We start from the raw sequence: 16,316 nt of genomic DNA, 5'->3' as shown, positions 1-16,316 counted from the left end.
AGAAGTGCGTCGACTGCGTCGCGGGCCCCATGACAAATGTCATGGGGCAAGTGGTGACGCTGCTCACTTCCGCCCGCGTGGCCCGGAGGACAGAATGGTGCCAACCTCAGGAAAGGTGAAGACATGAGCGCATCGACAATCGTTTCCGTAGACAACCTCGTCAAGCGTTACGGCAGCCTGACGGCTGTGGACCATCTGACCCTCAACATCGGGGAGGGCGAGGTCTTCGGCCTGCTGGGCCCCAACGGCTCGGGCAAGACCACGACCATCAACTGCATCCTCCAGCTGCTCTCCTATGACCACGGCCAGGTCGAGCTCTTCGGCAGGCGTGCGACCCCCACGAGCTACGACCTCAAGCGCCGCGTCGGCGTGGTTCCCCAGGAGGTCGCGGTGTTCAACGAGCTCAGCGTGCGCGAGAACGTAGACGCATTCTGCGCGCTGTACGTCTCGGACCGCGCGCGCCGCAGGCAGTTGGTGGACGAGGCCATCGACTTCGTCGGCATCGGGGACTTCGAGAAGTTCCGTCCCAGCAAGCTGTCGGGAGGTCTCCGACGCAGGCTGAACATCGCCTGCGGCATCGCCCACAAGCCGGAGCTCATCATCTTCGACGAGCCCACGGTCGCCGTTGACCCCCAGAGCCGAAACGCGATTCTTGAGGGCATCCAACGCCTCAACCGCGAGGGCGCGACCATCATCTACACCTCCCACTACATGGAGGAGATCGAGCAGATCTGCACGCGCATCTCCATCATGGACGCCGGGCGCACCGTGGCCTCCGGCACGGCAGACGAGCTCAAGTCCATGGTTGGCACGGGTGAGAAGATCAACGTCGGGTGCTCTGTTCCCGACGAGGCTACCCTCGAGGCGGTCCGCTCCCTCTCGTGCGTGCGTGCTGCGGCGTACGCGTCCGGTCACCTTCTGGTCGAGTGCCTCGCGGGAGACCACAACCTCTCCGACATCCTGGGCGTCCTTCGAGATCGTGGCGTGAGCTACGGCCGCGTGCTCTCCGAGCCGCCCACCCTCAACGACGTGTTCCTCGAGATAACCGGTCGCGAGCTTCGCGACGAGGCATAGGGAGGGTCTGCCATGATGCGTGCGAACTTCAAGGCGACGCTCCTCTCCATAGTGCGCTCGCCGAGCCTCCTGTTCTGGCCGCTTGCGTTTCCCATCATCCTCTCGCTTGTCTTCTCGATGATGTTCTCGGGGCTCGAGCAGGCATATCGCCTGCAGCCGGTCTCCGTCGCCGTCGTTCGCGACGCGAACTACGACAAGGCAACCGGCTTCGACGAGCTGCTCTCATCGGTCGACGACGACGGCGACGAGTGGCACGTGTTCGACGTCAGCTCCGTCGGCAGCGTGGCCGAGGCCGAGCGCAAGGTGGTCGACGGGGACGTCTCGGGCTACATCTGCCTTGACGCGGACGCGAACCCCTCGCTCCACCTGTCGCCGCGCGCCTCGTTCAGCCTCGGCTCCGGATCGCTCACCTCGGCCCAGTCGGTGCTGGACTCCTACATCCGCGTCCGCTCCGAGATGGAGGACCTTGCGAAGAAGGACCCCATGCTCCTGGCTGACCCCACCGTCCTGCAGAGGTTCAGCTCGGACGCCGTTTCGACCGAAAGGCTCTCGGTCACGGCGAACGACCCCAAGGCGAGCGTCCGCTATTACTACGCGCTGCTCGGCATGGCCGCGGGCATAGGCTCCGTCCTGGCCATGAAGGCGATTCGCGAGACCCAGGCAAACGCGACCGCCCTGGGCGCCCGCAGGACCCTGGCCGGGTTCCCGCGCTGGCGCGTGCTCGTCTCGTCTACCGCGGCCGCGTGGCTCGCGAGCTACGCCTGCCTTGCCGTGGGCTTTGCCTTCATTCGGTTCGTTCTGGGCGTCGACTTCGGCGGACGAGAAGGACTTGCCCTCCTGGCCCTGGGCGCGGCCTCCCTCGTCTCCTCGTCGGCCGGCGCCATCTTCGGCACCTTCGCCAGCGATTCGGGCAGCGGGGTCCTGACGGCCATCACCTGCGTGCTCTCGTTCTTCGCGGGGCTGTACGGCACCTACTCCCAGCAGCTCTCCGACCAAGTCGCCCACAACCTGCCCTTGCTTGCGGCGGCCAACCCCATTCGCCAGATCTCCCAGGCCTTCTACTCGCTCATGTACTATGACTCGCTCGAGCCTTTCGCCGCGCATTGCGCGACCCTTCTGGTCACGGCGCTCGTGCTCGGCTCGGTCGCGGCGGTTCGTATGAGGAGGACCAGCTATGTCAATCTTTAAGTCCGCATTGCGCGTCCTCTGGCGCCACAAGCTCTACGTCCTTATCTACCTCGTAATGATGACGGCGATGGGCGTGATCATCTCGTCCCAGGCGAACACGGGAGGAGTTACCGAGTACACCGCCGCCAAGCCAAACGTCGCCGTGATCGACCGTGATGGCTCGCAGATCTCCCGCTCGATCGCCGCGTACGTGAGTGGAAGCGGCACCGAGGTCCAGGTCGACGACAGCCAGCGTGCCATTCAGGACGCCACGGCCGAGGACGCCGCCTCCTACATACTCGTGATTCCCGAGGGCTACGGCGACGACCTGATGTCCGCGGCCGCCGACGGCCAGGACGCCCCGGCGCTCCGCACGGTCATCAGCTACCAGGGCGCGGCTGGCTCGCTGATGGACATCAAGGTCAAGCAGTACCTCCAGTCGCTCTATGGCTACGCGTCTGCGACCGGCGCCGACCAGGAGGAGGTCGCGCGCCTGGCCTCCGACGCGATGTCCCGGGAGGCCGACGTCTCCATCGTCGACACGGGCGACTCCAGCGTCTCAGAGGCGCTCGTCCAGTACTTCATGTGGACCGAGTACCCGCTCTTCTGCTCGTGTGCGGTGTGCATCGCAGTGCTGATGAAGTCCCTCAACGGCGACGACGTGCGCAGGCGCCTCCTTGCGGCCCCCACCACCTCCTTCTCCAGGAGCCTCCAGGAGTTCGCCGCCTGCGTCGTGGCCGGCCTCGTCGCGTGGGCGTTCGTCGTCATCGTGGGCCTCGCGTTCTACGGCCAGGCCCTCGTCGCCAACGCCCCGGCAACGGCCGCGCTGCTGTCGCTCCCGAGCCTTGCGTACGCCATGGTCTCGGTCGGCGTCGGATTCCTCCTGGGCCAGATGGGCGTGGGAGAAGAGCTCGCCAACGCTCTCGCGAACGTCGGCGGCATGGTGATGTCGTTCATGGGCGGGGCGTGGATCGACCTGTCCATCGTCGGCGACGGCATCCTCTCCGTAGCCCACCTGGCCCCGTCGTTCTGGGCCACCCAGGCGATAGACAAGGTCCTCGGGATCGAGACGGCCTACACCGAGGCGGGCGTGGAAATGTGGGGGTGCCTCGGCATCGTGTCCCTCTACGCCATCGTCTTCGTGATCGTCGCGTTTGTCGTCGGCAGGGCGCGTCTGCAGCGCTCCTAGTTGTTCGCGTCACGACCCGCGCTGGTTTGAAACGCGTCACATAAAGTGGGGATAATGACCTCACCACGAAACGTTCTCCGGGCGCCCCACGGGGCGCCCTTTCGCACGGAGGTTCGCATGACCAACAACGCTTTGGTGCTCGAGGGCGGCGGGTTTCGCGCCATGTTCACCGCGGGCGTCACCGACGTCCTGATGGAGCACGGGCTATATGACTTCTCGAGCGTCTGGGGCGTCTCGGCCGGAGCCATCAGCGCCCTGAGCTTCAAGAGCCACCAGATCGGACGCGTCGCCCGCATCATGCTGGCATTTCGCGACGACCGACGGTTCATGTCGCTCTGGTCGTTTTTGACCACGGGCAACATGGCGGGAAGCGAGTTCATGTTCGACGAGGTCCAGAACGTGCTCGACCCCTGCGACAACGACCGCTTCAACGAAAGCCCCATGCGCATGTTCGCCGTCGCGTCGAACGTCGTGTTCGGCACGCCGGAGTACTTCGAGTGCAAGAGCCTTCCCGAGGACGTCCTCAAGGTGCGCGCATCGGCCTCGATGCCCGGCGTCTCGCAGATGGTCGAGGTCGACGGCGGGCGCTACCTGGACGGCGGCACCACGGACTCCATCCCGTACGAGGCGGCGCTCGGGCTCGAGGGCGCGAACGAGGTCAAGGGATACGGGGGCGCGCAAAAGGCCGTCGTTGTCCTCACGCGCGAGCGAAGCTACCAGAAGGACCTGGGGAACGAGGGCCTCGTCCTGCGCTCCCACCGCTACGACAACTACCCCTACTTCACCCATGCGCTCGAGACGCGCCACCTGCGCTACAACGAGCAGCGCAGGCGCCTGTTCGAGATGGAGGAGCAGGAGGATTCGCGCGTGCTGGTCATTGCTCCCGAGGAGCCCGTGGCGGTCGACGTCAGGGGCGCGGACGGTGGGGCCCTGCACTCCCTCTACATCCAGGGACGCCAGCAAGCAGCCCGACGCATCGAGGAGATCTCGGCGTTCATCGGCCACGAGGCGTAGCCGCGGCGCATGGCCAAGAAGGGCAAGAAGGGCGTACGAGACGTCCTTCTCGACATTTTGTGGACGAATGTGGTGTTTTGCCACGTACCTGCGGGCGCTGTTGTATACTTCTTAGGCTTTTCCACTGAGCCCCGTAATCTCAAGGAAAAAGCAGTTCTCATTTCGTAGGTACATGGAGGAGTCAAGTGAACAAGTCGACTCGTTTCGCCAAGAAGGGTGAGGTCCAGCGCAACTGGGTTCTCATCGATGCCGAGGGCGCTACTCTTGGCCGCCTTGCAACGAAGGCTGCCATGATTCTTCGTGGCAAGAACAAGCCCCAGTACACCCCGAACACCGACACCGGTGACTTCGTGGTCATCATCAACGCCGACAAGGTCCAGCTTACCGGCGTCAAGGCAGATCACAAGGAGTACTGGCGTTACTCTGGCTGGCTCGGCGGCCTCAAGACCGAGTCCTTCAAGGAGGCTATGGCCAAGCACCCCGAGCGCGTCATCGAGCACGCTGTCAAGGGCATGCTTCCCCACACCACCCTTGGTCGCCAGCAGGCCACCAAGCTCAAGGTCTACGCTGGCCCCGAGCACCCGCACGCTGCACAGAACCCCGTTAAGATTGATCTGGAGGCTTAACCGATGGCTGACAACTCCGCTGTCTACACCGGCACCGGCCGTCGTAAGGAGGCCACCGCTCGCGTGCGCCTCGTTCCCGGCACCGGCAAGGTTACCGTTAACGGTCGCGACGCTCTGAACTACTTCGGTCGTCAGCAGCTCGTCGACAACGCTCTCGCTCCCTTCCGCGTCACCGACACCGTCGATCGCTTCGACGTCTTCGCCAACTGCGACGGCGGCGGCATCAACGGCCAGTCCGGCGCCCTGCGCCTGGGCATCGCCCGCGCTCTCCTCGAGGCTGGCGAGTACCGCGCCGACCTCAAGAAGGCTGGCTTCCTCACCCGCGACGCCCGTGCGGTCGAGCGCAAGAAGTACGGTCTGAAGAAGGCTCGCAAGCGCCCGCAGTTCTCCAAGCGCTAAGGCCTTTGGGTCACAGATACCTGTCAGGGGGCCTGTCGATTCTTTTCGGCAGGCCCCTTTTCTGTCACCATACGTTTGACGCGGCCTCGTTGACGCGCCAAACGTGAGCAAGTGTTCGCAACCAGAAGGGGAGCGAAATGAAGTACTTCGGAACGGACGGCTTTCGCGGCAAGGCAAACGAGGGCCTGAACGTCGATCACGCCTACAAGATCGGTCGCTTTGTCGGCTGGTACTACGGTGCCCGCGAGGGCAAGAAGGCCCGCATCATCTTGGGGAAGGACACGCGTAGGTCGAGCTACATGTTCGAAAGCGCCCTGGTGTCTGGCCTCGTGGCGTCGGGAGCCGACGCCTACATGCTGCACGTCATCCCCACGCCGGGCCTGGCATACGAGACGGCCGACGGCGGCTTTGACTGCGGCATCATGATCACCGCGAGCCACAACCCGTACTACGACAACGGCATCAAGCTGGTCAACACCGACGGCTACAAGATGGACGAGGACGTTCTGGAGAAGATCGAGTCCTACATCGACGGCGAGTTCGACGTGCCCCTGGCAACCGGCGACTCCATTGGCTGCACGGTCGACTACATGCAGGGCCGCAACCGCTACATCGCCCACCTGATCTCGTCATGCGGCTTCTCGATGCAGGGCGTAAAGGTTGGCCTGGACTGCGCGAACGGCGCGGCGTCCTCGGTGGCCCGCCCCGTCTTCGACGCCATGGGCGCCGAGACCCACGTGATCAACAACGCCCCCAACGGCTTCAACATCAATGTCGACTGCGGCTCCACCCACATCGAGCGCCTGCGTGACTTTGTTGTCAAGAACGGCCTCGATGTCGGATTTGCCTACGACGGCGACGCCGACCGCTGCCTGGCCGTCGACGAGCGCGGCCATGTGGTCGATGGCGACCTCATCCTCTACGTGTGCTCGACGTACCTCGCCAAGCACGGCCGCCTTGCCAAGAACGTCGTCGTTCCCACGGTCATGTCGAACTTCGGCTTCTTCAAGGCGCTCGAGGCCGCGGGCATCGGCCACAAGGCGACCGCGGTGGGCGACAAGAACGTCTGGGCCTGCATGATGGAGAACGGCTACACCCTGGGCGGCGAGCAGTCCGGCCACATCATCTTCGGTGACCTCGAGAAGACCGGAGACGGCATCATGACCAGCCTCCGCATCATGGAGGTGCTGCGTGCCGAGCGCGAGAAGCTCTCCGAGCTCACCCGCCCCGTCAAGCTGTACCCGCAGCTCCTGATCAACGTTCGCGTTCAGGACAAGGACGCGGTCATGGCTTCCGACGACATCAAGGCGGCGGTCGCCGAGGCCGAGAAGTTCCTCGAGGGCAATGGTCGCGTCCTCGTGCGCGCGAGCGGCACCGAGCCCCTGATCCGCGTTCTCGCGGAGGCGCCCACCGACGAGCTCTGCCAGCAGGCGGACGCCATCGTCATCAAGGCGCTGGAGCCCTACAAGGAGTAGCTCCGCCGCTCGAGACGCTGCGCATAGTGACGCTTTCGCGAGAAGGGCGTGCCTCCCAGCTGGTGGCATGCCCTTCTCGCGTGTGGCATGTCTTTTTGTGGCGCTGTCGTAGCGATAACACCTCGCTGGTAGAATGAAGAGCTAGTATGCATTGCCGCCTTATGGGCGGCAGGGATAACCCAGGAGGTAACAACATGTGCGGAGTCGTCGGTTACACCGGCAAGAAGCAGGCGGTGGACTTCCTTCTCTATGGTCTCCAGACGCTCGAGTACCGCGGGTACGACTCCGCGGGCGTTGCCGTGCTCTCTCCCGACAACAACCTTCACCTGGTAAAGGTCGCTGGCCGCGTTGCCGCCCTGCGCGAGCGCTGCGAGGCTGCCAACCTGGTGGGCACCACCGGCATCGGGCACACGCGCTGGGCAACCCACGGCGCCCCGACGGACAAGAACGCCCACCCGCACACCAGCTGCGACGGTCGCATCGCCGTCGTCCATAACGGCATCATCGAGAACTACGAGCAGCTCAAGCGCCAGCTCATGGCCGAGGGCCACGGCTTTAAGAGCGACACGGACACCGAGGTCGTCGCGCACCTGGTGGAGGACGCCTGGAACGGACCCGCGAAGGGCGACCTGGCCGCTGCCGTGCGCAACGCCTGCGACAGGCTCGAGGGGTCGTGGGCCCTTGCCGTCACCTGCGCGGACTGCCCCGGCGAGCTCGTGGTGACCAGGAACGCCTCCCCCCTGGTCGTCGCCTCGACCGAGGACGGCGCCTACGCCGCCTCCGACGTCATGCCGCTTGCCCGGGTCACGTCGCACTGCATCCAGCTTGACGACCACGACATCGCCGTGCTCCACGAGGACGGCAGCATTGTCGTAGAGGACCGAGACGGCAACCGCGTCGACCACCCCAAGACCCTCGACATCGACTGGGACGCCTCGGCGGCCACGCTGGGCGGCTACTCCGACTTCATGGCAAAGGAGATCTCCGAGCAGCCTGCGGCCATCGAGCGCCTGCTGAAGGACCGCCTGGGCAAGCACGGCATCGAGCTCGACGAGCTCGATATGACCGAGGAGGAGCTCGCGGCCATCGATCGCGTCTACATGGTCGCGTGCGGCACCTCGTATCACGTCAGCCTCATCGCTCGCGAGCTGCTTCAGGACTGGGCCAAGGTGCCGGTCTTCTGCGAGTACGCCTCCGAGCTCAACTACAAGGAGCCGCTCGTTACCGAGCACACGCTCTGCGTCATCATCACTCAGTCCGGCGAGACCGCCGACACCCTTACCGCGGCGCGTCGCATGAGGGCCATGGGCTGCAAGGTCTTCGCCATCACCAACGTCCTGGGGTCCTCCGCTGCCCGCGAGAGCGACGGCACGATGTACATCCAGGCGGGCCCCGAGGTCTGCGTCGCCTCGACCAAGGCCTACACCGCGCAGATGGTCGCCTCCGCGCTTCTTGCCCTGAGGATCGCAAAGGCCAAGGGCACCATGGATTCCGACAGCGTGCGCGGCCACTTCGCGAACCTCGAGCAGGTTCCTGGCCTCATGAGCGAGGTCATCAGCCGCCGCTGGCAGGACAAGCAGGCCGCCCAGGTGTTCCGCAACGCCAAGAGCGCGCTGTTCCTGGGCCGCGGTGTCAACTCGACGACGGCATACGAGGGCGCTCTTAAGCTGAAGGAGATTAGCTACCTGCATGCCGAGGCATACCCCGCAGGCGAGATGAAGCATGGCCCCATCGCCCTGCTCGAGCCCGGCTTCCCCGTGGTCGCCATCGTCCCGGCGGACCACGTTCACGACAAGACGGTCTCCAACATCGAGGAGTCCATCGCCCGCGGCGCCATGGTCGTCGCGGTCGCGACGGACGGGGACGAGCGCGTCGCGAAGCTCTGCGAGCACACGCTCTGGATCCCGCCCTGTCCCGAGGAGTGGATCGTTCCTCTGGTGGCCATCGTCCACCTGCAGCTGCTTGCCCGCTACGTCGCCCGCAGCCGTGGCTGCGACGTCGACAAGCCGCGCAACCTGGCTAAGTCCGTTACGGTTGAGTAGGGGTTATTCGTGGCACGAGCCGGCGTGGGCGTGGACATGCTCGAGATCAAGAGGATGGAGCGTGCGATCAGCCGCCATCCCTCCTTCCTCCAGAGGGTGTTCACCGAAGAGGAGCGCATCTATTGCGAGGGGACCGCGCGTCCCACCGAGCACTATGCGGCCCGTTTCGCGGCGCGCGAGGCGACGCTCAAGGCGTTGGGCACGGGCTTCTCGCAGGGCGTGAAGGTGCGTGACGTGTCGGTCGGGCGAGACTCGCGGGGCCGTCCCGTCGCGGTTCTGACGGGAAGGGCCGCCGAGGTGGCGGCGGAGCAGGGCGTCCAGGAGGTCCTGCTGTCGCTCTCGCACACCCACGAGGTTGCCGTGGCCAACGCCGTGGCGATGACGGACGACGTTCGTCCCAAGGCGGACGAGACGACGGACCCCCTCAAGGAGCTCCAGGCCTCATTCAAGCGGGCCCGCTCGGTGATTGACGAGCTCGAGCGCCTTCAGGACGGAATCTTGGACACACTTGACGGGGAAGAGCGCGGGGAAGAAGAACCCGCGATGGAGCAGATACCCTTTGCGGATGCTCGGGGGAGTGACGAATAATGCAGCCAGTACTTAACGTCGAGGACGTAAAGCGTGTGGAGAGCGGCCTGACCGAGGTGGGCGTCAGCATCTCCGAGCTCATGCACAGGGCGGGCACCGCCGCCGCGAACGAGGTCATGCGCACCGACGACGTGTCCTCGGTCACGGTCTTTTGCGGCCTCGGCAACAACGGTGGCGACGGCTGGGTTGCCGCCGAGTCTCTTCGCAAGCGCGACATCGACGTGACGGTGGTCACGCCGGTCGCCCCCGATGACATCCAGGGCGACCTCGCCCGCGTGGTCGCAAAGAGCGCCCAGTCGGCCGGCGTGAAGATGCTCGTCGCCCCGCCGAAGGGCCGTGTCGAGGAGCTGCTGCTCTCGACTGACGTCGTTGTCGACGCGATGCTGGGCACCGGGTTCCACGGAGACCCCCGCGCCCCCTTTGACATCTGGATCGAGTGCATCAACGCGTCGGGCGCCACGGTCATCGCCGTCGACGTCCCCAGCGGTCTTTCCGCCCAGACGGGTCTTGCGTCTTCTAGGTGCGTCATCGCCGACATGACGGTCACCATGCTGGTGCTCAAGCCCGGCCTGCTTGCGGACATGGGCCGCGACGCCTGCGGAACCATCGTCGTCGCCCCGCTTGCCGAGCAGACCGAGCGTCTGGTGCTCGAGGCGGACCCCGTCGCCTGGAGGGCCGACCTCGAGGACTATGTCGACGTGCTCGCGCCGCCCTCCAATGCGGTTGACAAGTTCACGCGCGGGTCGGTGCTGGTCGTCGGAGGCTCCCTCCGCTTCCCGGGCGCCCCGCTCCTGGCCGCCCAGGCGGCCGCTCGCTCCGGCGCCGGCTACGTGACCCTTGCCGTTCCCGAGCCTGTCGCCCCCATCCTGCAGTCGCAGATGCCCGAGATTCCGGTCATGGGGCTTCCCTCCGACCCGGACGGCACCTTCTCGGCCGAGGCCGCGGACATCGTGGCCGAGCTCGCCCTCAAGCGCACGGCGACCCTGGTTGGCCCCGGCATGCGCGTGAGCGGTGGCACGGTCGGCGTGGTCTCCAAGCTGATCTCGAGCGAGGTCCCGCTGGTCATCGATGCCGATGGCCTGAACTGCCTGGCTCGCCTGACGTCCAACAAGCTGGATGACTTCCCCGAGCTGCTTCGCAGGAACGAGCCGCTCATCCTGACCCCGCACCGTCGCGAGCTCGGCAGGCTTGTGGGGCAGCAGGAGGTTCCTCCCGCGTCCCTCACCGCAGCGATGGAGGCCGCAAGGCGCATCGTCTGGACCGATGGCGGCAGCGAGATAACGGTCGTCGCCAAGGGCTCCGCAACCGCGTGTGTGAGCGTCGACGCGGCCGTCCTGCCCAAGCCAGGCCCCGCGGCCCTGGCCACCGCCGGGTCTGGGGACGTGCTGGGAGGCGTGGTCGCGGCATTTCTTGCCCGCTCCAACGTGGGCAACGATGACCTACCCGTTCTTTCCGCACTCGCCTGCGAGGTCCATGGCTACGCCGGTTCGATTGCGGCCGAGCGCTTTGGCTCTCACGGCGTGATGGCGCGTGACATTATTGATGCATTGGGACTCGCCGAGGACGCGCTCGAAGAGCAGATCGCCTTCCCCGAATCCACGGATATGGATTAGCGACTGGAGGAAACGCAGCGATGCCGACCGTTAAGTATCCCAAGAACCGATGGGCATGGGTCGAGGTTGACCTCAACGCCATTCGCAAGAACACCAGGGCCTTCAAGGCGCAGATTGAGCGCGGCACCAAGATGATGTGCGCCGTCAAGGCGGACGCCTATGGTCACGGTGCCGTCGAGTGCGCCAAGACCATGCACTCCGCGGGCGCGGACCAGTTTGCCGTCGCCACGGTCGACGAGGGTATCGAGCTGAGAAAGGGCGGGGTGACCCAGCCCATCCTCATGCTCAACGAGTCGCCGCTCGAGGGCATTGACGACCTGCTGGCCTACGACATCATGCCGGCCATCTACACCACGGAGTTCGCCTATGCCTATGGCGAGCGCGCCGTCGCCCTGGACAAGGTCGGCAAGTACCACCTGGCGGTGGACACGGGCATGACGCGCATCGGCGTGCTTCCCGAGGACGCGGTCGAATTCCGCCACAGCATCGACTTCCATCGCGGCCTGGAGTGCGCGGGCACATTCACGCACTTCGCGACGGCCGACGTCATCGGCGACTGGGACTTCAAACAGCAGGCGCGCCGCTTTGCCGACACGGTGGGCGCACTTCGCCAGGCGGGGTTCGAGACGGGGCTCGTGCACTGCGACAACACCCCCGGCACTCTGCTCCATCCCGAGTTCCACTATGACATGTGCCGCGTGGGCATCGGCCTCTACGGCCTTCAGGCTGCCGAGACCACCGCGCCTCGCATCGCGCTGACGCCTGCCATGAGCGTGCGCGCCCGCGTGACGCGCGTCATCAACCCGGCCGTGGGCGAGGGCGTCGGCTACGGCCTGACCTATCGCGTGCCGAAGCCCAACATCCAGATCGCCACGGTTCCCGTGGGCTACGCGGACGGGCTCTCGCGCGTCCTCTCCAACAACATGGATGTCATCTGCAACGGCACCCGTGCCCGCCAGGTCGGACGTATCTGCATGGACCAGTTCATGTTCGCCGTGGACGTCAACAGCATCCGCGCCTATCACCCGGCCCGCTCGGTCGAGCGTGGCGACGTCGTGACCATCATCGGTCGCGACGGCGACGAGGAGATCACGGCCGACGAGATGGCGGCGCGTCGCAACACGATTAACTACGAGGTCGTCTGCAACTTCTCGCAGCGTCTTGACAGGGTCTTCGTCTAGGAGGTTCTTGTGGGTGTCATGCACATTCCCGGGCATGAGCACCAGCGCCCGGGTGAGGTCGCGCTCCAAGAGATACGTGACGTCATGGGCAACTGCCAGCTCTGTCCCCTGGGCCAGACGCGAACCAACCTCGTGTTCGGGACGGGAAACCCCCATGCTCGCGTGATGTTCGTCGGCGAGGGGCCTGGCAAGAACGAGGACGTCCAGGGCGAGCCCTTCGTGGGCCAGGCCGGAAAGAGGCTTGACTCGCTCTTGGGCTTGGCTGGGCTGAGGCGCGAGGACGTGTACATCGCGAACGTCATCAAGTGCCGGCCGCCCTCGAACCGCAACCCACGTCCCGAGGAGATCAAGGCCTGCTCGCCCTTCCTGCGCGAGCAGATCCGCAGCATCTGGCCAGACGTGATCGTGTGCCTGGGCAACTTCGCCACGCAGTTCGTCTTGCGCACCGATAGGGGAGTGACACAGCTTCGCGGCAAGATGTACGAGACCGGGCATTTCAAGGTCATTCCCACGTTCCATCCGGCGGCGACGCTCTACCACGAGGAGTGGACGCCGCTGCTCGAGGCAGACCTGACGATGCTGGGTGACTGGCTGAAGGAAAACCCGAGGCAGGAGGAGGCACAATGAGCGTCGCGACAAGGGTCGGAAGGGGCGAGTTCCGCTCGACCTCGGCCGAGCAGACGATAGCCGTGGGCGAGGCCTTGGGCCGTGTCCTGCGGGAGGGCGACGTGCTCGTCCTCACGGGCGACCTGGGGGCGGGGAAGACCCAGCTCACCAAGGGAATCGCACGCGGCATGGGCGTCGACGGCGACGTCACGAGCCCGACCTTCACCATCGAGATGGTCTACGAGGGCCGCGACCTTCCCCTCTACCACTTCGACCTGTACCGCCTGGACTCCGCTTCGCAGCTTGAGGACACGGGCCTCTTCGACGTGCTGGGCTCAGACGGTCCTTGCGTCATCGAGTGGGGCGAGCAGTTCTCTGACGACATCGGAGAAGAGCGCATCGACGTGTTCGTCACGCGCCTCGACGACGAGGCAGCCCCGGGAGAGGAGCCGCCGCGCCTGATCTCCCTGCGCGCTCACGACGCGCGGGGAGAAGAGCTGTTGGACGCCCTCGAGGCGCAGGCCCAGCAGATGAACTAACCGGAAGGGCGGGGTAAGGGCCATGGCGTGCATGCGCTTCTCGTCCCGCAAATTGCCCGTCGTTGTGACGCGGGCCTACGAAAGAGACAATCGCACATGAGTACCGAAGCACCCCAGATGAGCGTCCGCACCATCCTTGCCGTAGACACCTCGACCGACATGCTCGCCTGCGCCGTGGGCACATGGGAGGGTGGCGACGCGGCCCCGAGCTGCAAGACGCTGGCCACGCGCGACCACCTGTGCCGTCGTCATGCCAACGAGGAGCTGGCCAACAGCTGCCGCGCCGCGCTCGAGGAGGCCGGCCTTGCGATGGCGGACGTCGACGCGGTCCTGGTGGGGAGGGGGCCCGGCTCCTTCACGGGGGTCCGCATCGGCATCGCCACGGCAAAGGGGCTGGCCTGTGGTCTGGGCAAGCCCCTGTACGGGGCGTCGACGCTCGACGCGGCCGCCTGGACCGCGTGGGAGGCTGGCGTGCGCGGCAAGCTCCTGGTGGTGGGCGACGCCATGCGCGGAGAGGTCTATCCGGGCGACTATGCGCTCGATGACAATGGCGCGCACCGACGGTTCGCGTCCGAGCGCGTCCTCAAGGCTGACGCGTTCGTCGAGGAGCTCTCCGCCCGCGGCGACGGGGGCGACCTGACGATATCGGGTGACGGCCTCAAGAAGTACCGCGCGAAGTTCGAGGATGCGGGCTTCTCGCGCATTGCCGACGAGGCCATCTGGCATCCCACCGGCTCCGGTCTGCTGCACGCAGCCGTCGCGCCCGAGGCCCATTTGGGCGACGGCGACCCCGCGCTGGTGCTTCCCATCTACACGCGCCTTTCCGACGCGGAGGAAAACGAGCGCAGGCGCCTTGGCATGGCGGAGCCGGCCAGCGTGCAGACCACGGGCGTCGACGACCTGCTGGCGGGCATTCACTCGCAGCTGAGGCCGATGACCGTGAACGACCTCGAGGCCGTCGCGGAGCTCGAGGCCGAGGTCTACCAGGACGCGGCGCACACGCCGTGGTCTCGCCAGCTCTTCTTCGAGGACCTCTCCCAGCCGGGACGCTCCTGGTGGGTCGCGCATGATCGCGGCGAGATCATCGGCTTCGCGGGCGGCATGCTCGCGGGGGATGACTTCGAGGTGACAGACGTGGTCGTGTGTCCCGCGCGCCGTCGCGAGGGGCTGGCGTCGCGCCTGTTCGCGCGCATTGCCTATGACGCCCAGATGCTCGGTGCCAAGACTGCCTCACTCGAGGTGGAGGAGAAGAACGCGGCGGGCCGCGCGCTGTACGAGTGCCTTGGCATGCGACGGACGGGCAAGCGTCCGAACTACTACGGCCAGGGCGAGGACGCACTCATCCTCTCGGTCGATCTGCCGCTCGACGCATCGCGTCTGCAGGGGGAGCGCGTCGAGCCGAGCGCCTCGGTGCGCCCGTGGCCCATCGAGGTGGGCAAGAGGAGCGAGGAGTGCCTGCGCGCGCTGGATGCCGCGGGAGACCTGATCCTCTCGGTCGAGTCGTCCTGCGACGAGACCGCCATGGCCATCATCGACTCGCATGGAACCATCTGCGCGAATGTCGTCGCGACCTCAATCGACTTCCACGCCCGCTTTGGCGGCGTTGTGCCCGAGATTGCCTCGCGCAAGCACGTCGAGGCCATTGTCGGCGTCTTCGAGGAGACGCTCGCCCGGGCCGGCGCCCACTTTGGCTGCGACACACTGACTCCCGCGGACCTCTCTGCCGTGGGCGTGACGGCGGGGCCCGGCCTCGTGGGCGCGCTGGTGGTCGGCGTCGCCTTCGCAAAGGGCGTTTGCGCCGCAACCGACCTTCCGCTCGTGGCCGTGAACCATCTCGAGGGTCACCTTCTGGCGAATCTCTTCGCCAACCGCGAGCTCGAGCCGCCCTTTGTCGCAAGCCTCGTGTCTGGCGGCAACACCATGCTGGTCCACGTAAAGGAGTGGGGTGACTACGAGGTCCTGGGCTCCACCATCGACGATGCGGTGGGCGAGGCCTTCGACAAGGTCGCAAAGGCCTTGGGGCTGGGCTACCCGGGCGGCCCCATCATCTCCAAGCTCGCCGCCCGCGGAAACAAGAAGGCGATCCACTTCCCCCGCGCCATGATGCACAGCCATGACTTCCGCTTCTCGCTCTCCGGCCTGAAGACGGCCGTCATCACCTACATCGAGGGCGAGAACAAGGCCGGAAGGCCAATCAACCTCCCGGACCTCGCCGCCTCGTTCGAGGCGGCGGTCATCGACGTCCAGGTTGCCAAGGCCGCGGAGGCCGTCCTGCAGACGGGCGTCTCGGACTTCTGCGTGGGCGGCGGCGTTGCTGCGAACCCCCAGCTGCGCGAGGCGTACAAGAAGCGCTTCAGGCGCATGGGGGTCAGGGTGAGCGTTCCGCCGCTGTCCGTCTGCGGAGACAACGGCGCCATGATCGCGGTCGTCGCCCTGCGAAATTATAGAGACGGCGTGATGGCCGACCTTTCGCTCGACGCAAATCCCAATGCAAAGCTGGGTGCCTGGAGCTCTACCGCGGCGCCACTGATAGGAGGGGGCTGGCCTACACAATCCTAAGGTCAGGCGGGATTAATCTTTTCGCTGTCGGGTGGTGCCGCGATGCTTGGGCGCATCGCGGCACTGTTTTATTGCATATGGTAAAGAGGGATATAATCGCTGGTTAAACTCGTGTTACCAAGGACGGGGACTTCACTTTCGAATTTGATAGCTGTCGTATTCTGACCTCGTGCACGTAACTTTCTCGCATTAGGTTGCAAGGGGGAGGGGAATAGGTCCCCTCCGGTTGCGGAGCACGGAAGGG

The 16,316-nt window shown here is 65.7% G+C and carries 14 protein-coding genes; all 14 read left to right on the top strand.

Annotated features, from left to right (window positions below; translation table 11 throughout):
* Positions 1-123 precede the first annotated feature (123 nt).
* Complete coding sequence (locus B5D13_RS07870; protein ID WP_078687773.1) at positions 124-1,074, top strand: ABC transporter ATP-binding protein; 951 nt, start codon at positions 124-126, stop codon at positions 1,072-1,074.
* Positions 1,075-1,086: 12 nt separating this feature from the next.
* Positions 1,087-2,262, top strand: coding sequence for an ABC transporter permease (locus B5D13_RS07865; RefSeq protein ID WP_078687772.1), 1,176 nt, complete (start codon positions 1,087-1,089; stop codon positions 2,260-2,262).
* Entirely contained in the window at positions 2,249-3,430 is a 1,182-nt protein-coding gene (locus B5D13_RS07860; protein WP_078687771.1) for an ABC transporter permease, read from the top strand. The genes B5D13_RS07865 and B5D13_RS07860 overlap by 14 nt, the downstream gene beginning before the upstream one ends.
* Positions 3,431-3,547: 117 nt before the next feature.
* Complete coding sequence (locus tag B5D13_RS07855; protein WP_078687770.1) at positions 3,548-4,444, top strand: patatin-like phospholipase family protein; 897 nt, start codon at positions 3,548-3,550, stop codon at positions 4,442-4,444.
* 185 nt (positions 4,445-4,629) lie between these two features.
* Positions 4,630-5,070, top strand: coding sequence for a 50S ribosomal protein L13 (rplM, locus tag B5D13_RS07850; protein WP_078687769.1), 441 nt, complete (start codon positions 4,630-4,632; stop codon positions 5,068-5,070).
* Between the two features lie 3 nt (positions 5,071-5,073).
* The gene (gene rpsI / locus B5D13_RS07845; RefSeq protein ID WP_078687768.1) at positions 5,074-5,469 is read left to right on the top strand and encodes a 30S ribosomal protein S9; all 396 of its coding nucleotides are present in this window, start codon (positions 5,074-5,076) and stop codon (positions 5,467-5,469) included.
* Between the two features lie 137 nt (positions 5,470-5,606).
* Positions 5,607-6,944: a phosphoglucosamine mutase gene (gene glmM / locus B5D13_RS07840; RefSeq protein WP_078687767.1), complete on the top strand. Its 1,338-nt coding sequence runs from the start codon at positions 5,607-5,609 to the stop codon at positions 6,942-6,944.
* Positions 6,945-7,138: 194 nt separating this feature from the next.
* Complete coding sequence (gene glmS, locus B5D13_RS07835; RefSeq protein WP_078687766.1) at positions 7,139-8,986, top strand: glutamine--fructose-6-phosphate transaminase (isomerizing); 1,848 nt, start codon at positions 7,139-7,141, stop codon at positions 8,984-8,986.
* Positions 8,987-8,995: 9 nt separating this feature from the next.
* A complete protein-coding gene (acpS, locus tag B5D13_RS07830; protein ID WP_078687765.1) occupies positions 8,996-9,574 on the top strand; it encodes a holo-ACP synthase in 579 nt (192 codons plus the stop codon).
* Positions 9,574-11,187: an NAD(P)H-hydrate dehydratase gene (locus B5D13_RS07825; RefSeq protein WP_078687764.1), complete on the top strand. Its 1,614-nt coding sequence runs from the start codon at positions 9,574-9,576 to the stop codon at positions 11,185-11,187. The genes acpS and B5D13_RS07825 overlap by 1 nt, the downstream gene beginning before the upstream one ends.
* A gap of 20 nt (positions 11,188-11,207) precedes the next feature.
* Positions 11,208-12,368 (top strand): alanine racemase, encoded by a 1,161-nt coding sequence (gene alr / locus B5D13_RS07820; RefSeq protein WP_078687763.1) that lies wholly within the window; start codon positions 11,208-11,210, stop codon positions 12,366-12,368.
* 9 nt (positions 12,369-12,377) lie between these two features.
* On the top strand, positions 12,378-12,995 hold the full coding sequence (locus B5D13_RS07815) for a uracil-DNA glycosylase (protein ID WP_078687762.1): 618 nt from the start codon (positions 12,378-12,380) through the stop codon (positions 12,993-12,995).
* Entirely contained in the window at positions 12,992-13,513 is a 522-nt protein-coding gene (tsaE, locus tag B5D13_RS07810; protein WP_078687761.1) for a tRNA (adenosine(37)-N6)-threonylcarbamoyltransferase complex ATPase subunit type 1 TsaE, read from the top strand. Before B5D13_RS07815 ends, tsaE begins: the two co-directional genes overlap by 4 nt.
* Before the next feature lie 96 nt (positions 13,514-13,609).
* Entirely contained in the window at positions 13,610-16,072 is a 2,463-nt protein-coding gene (gene tsaD, locus B5D13_RS07805) for a tRNA (adenosine(37)-N6)-threonylcarbamoyltransferase complex transferase subunit TsaD (protein WP_090991487.1), read from the top strand.
* Positions 16,073-16,316 lie beyond the last annotated feature (244 nt).

The sequence above is a fragment of the Olsenella sp. KH1P3 genome (assembly GCF_900167315.1).
GTDB lineage: Bacteria > Actinomycetota > Coriobacteriia > Coriobacteriales > Atopobiaceae > Olsenella_J > Olsenella_J umbonata_A.
Note: the sequence above shows the minus strand (reverse complement) of the source record. Positions and strands in the feature narration are given on the sequence as shown.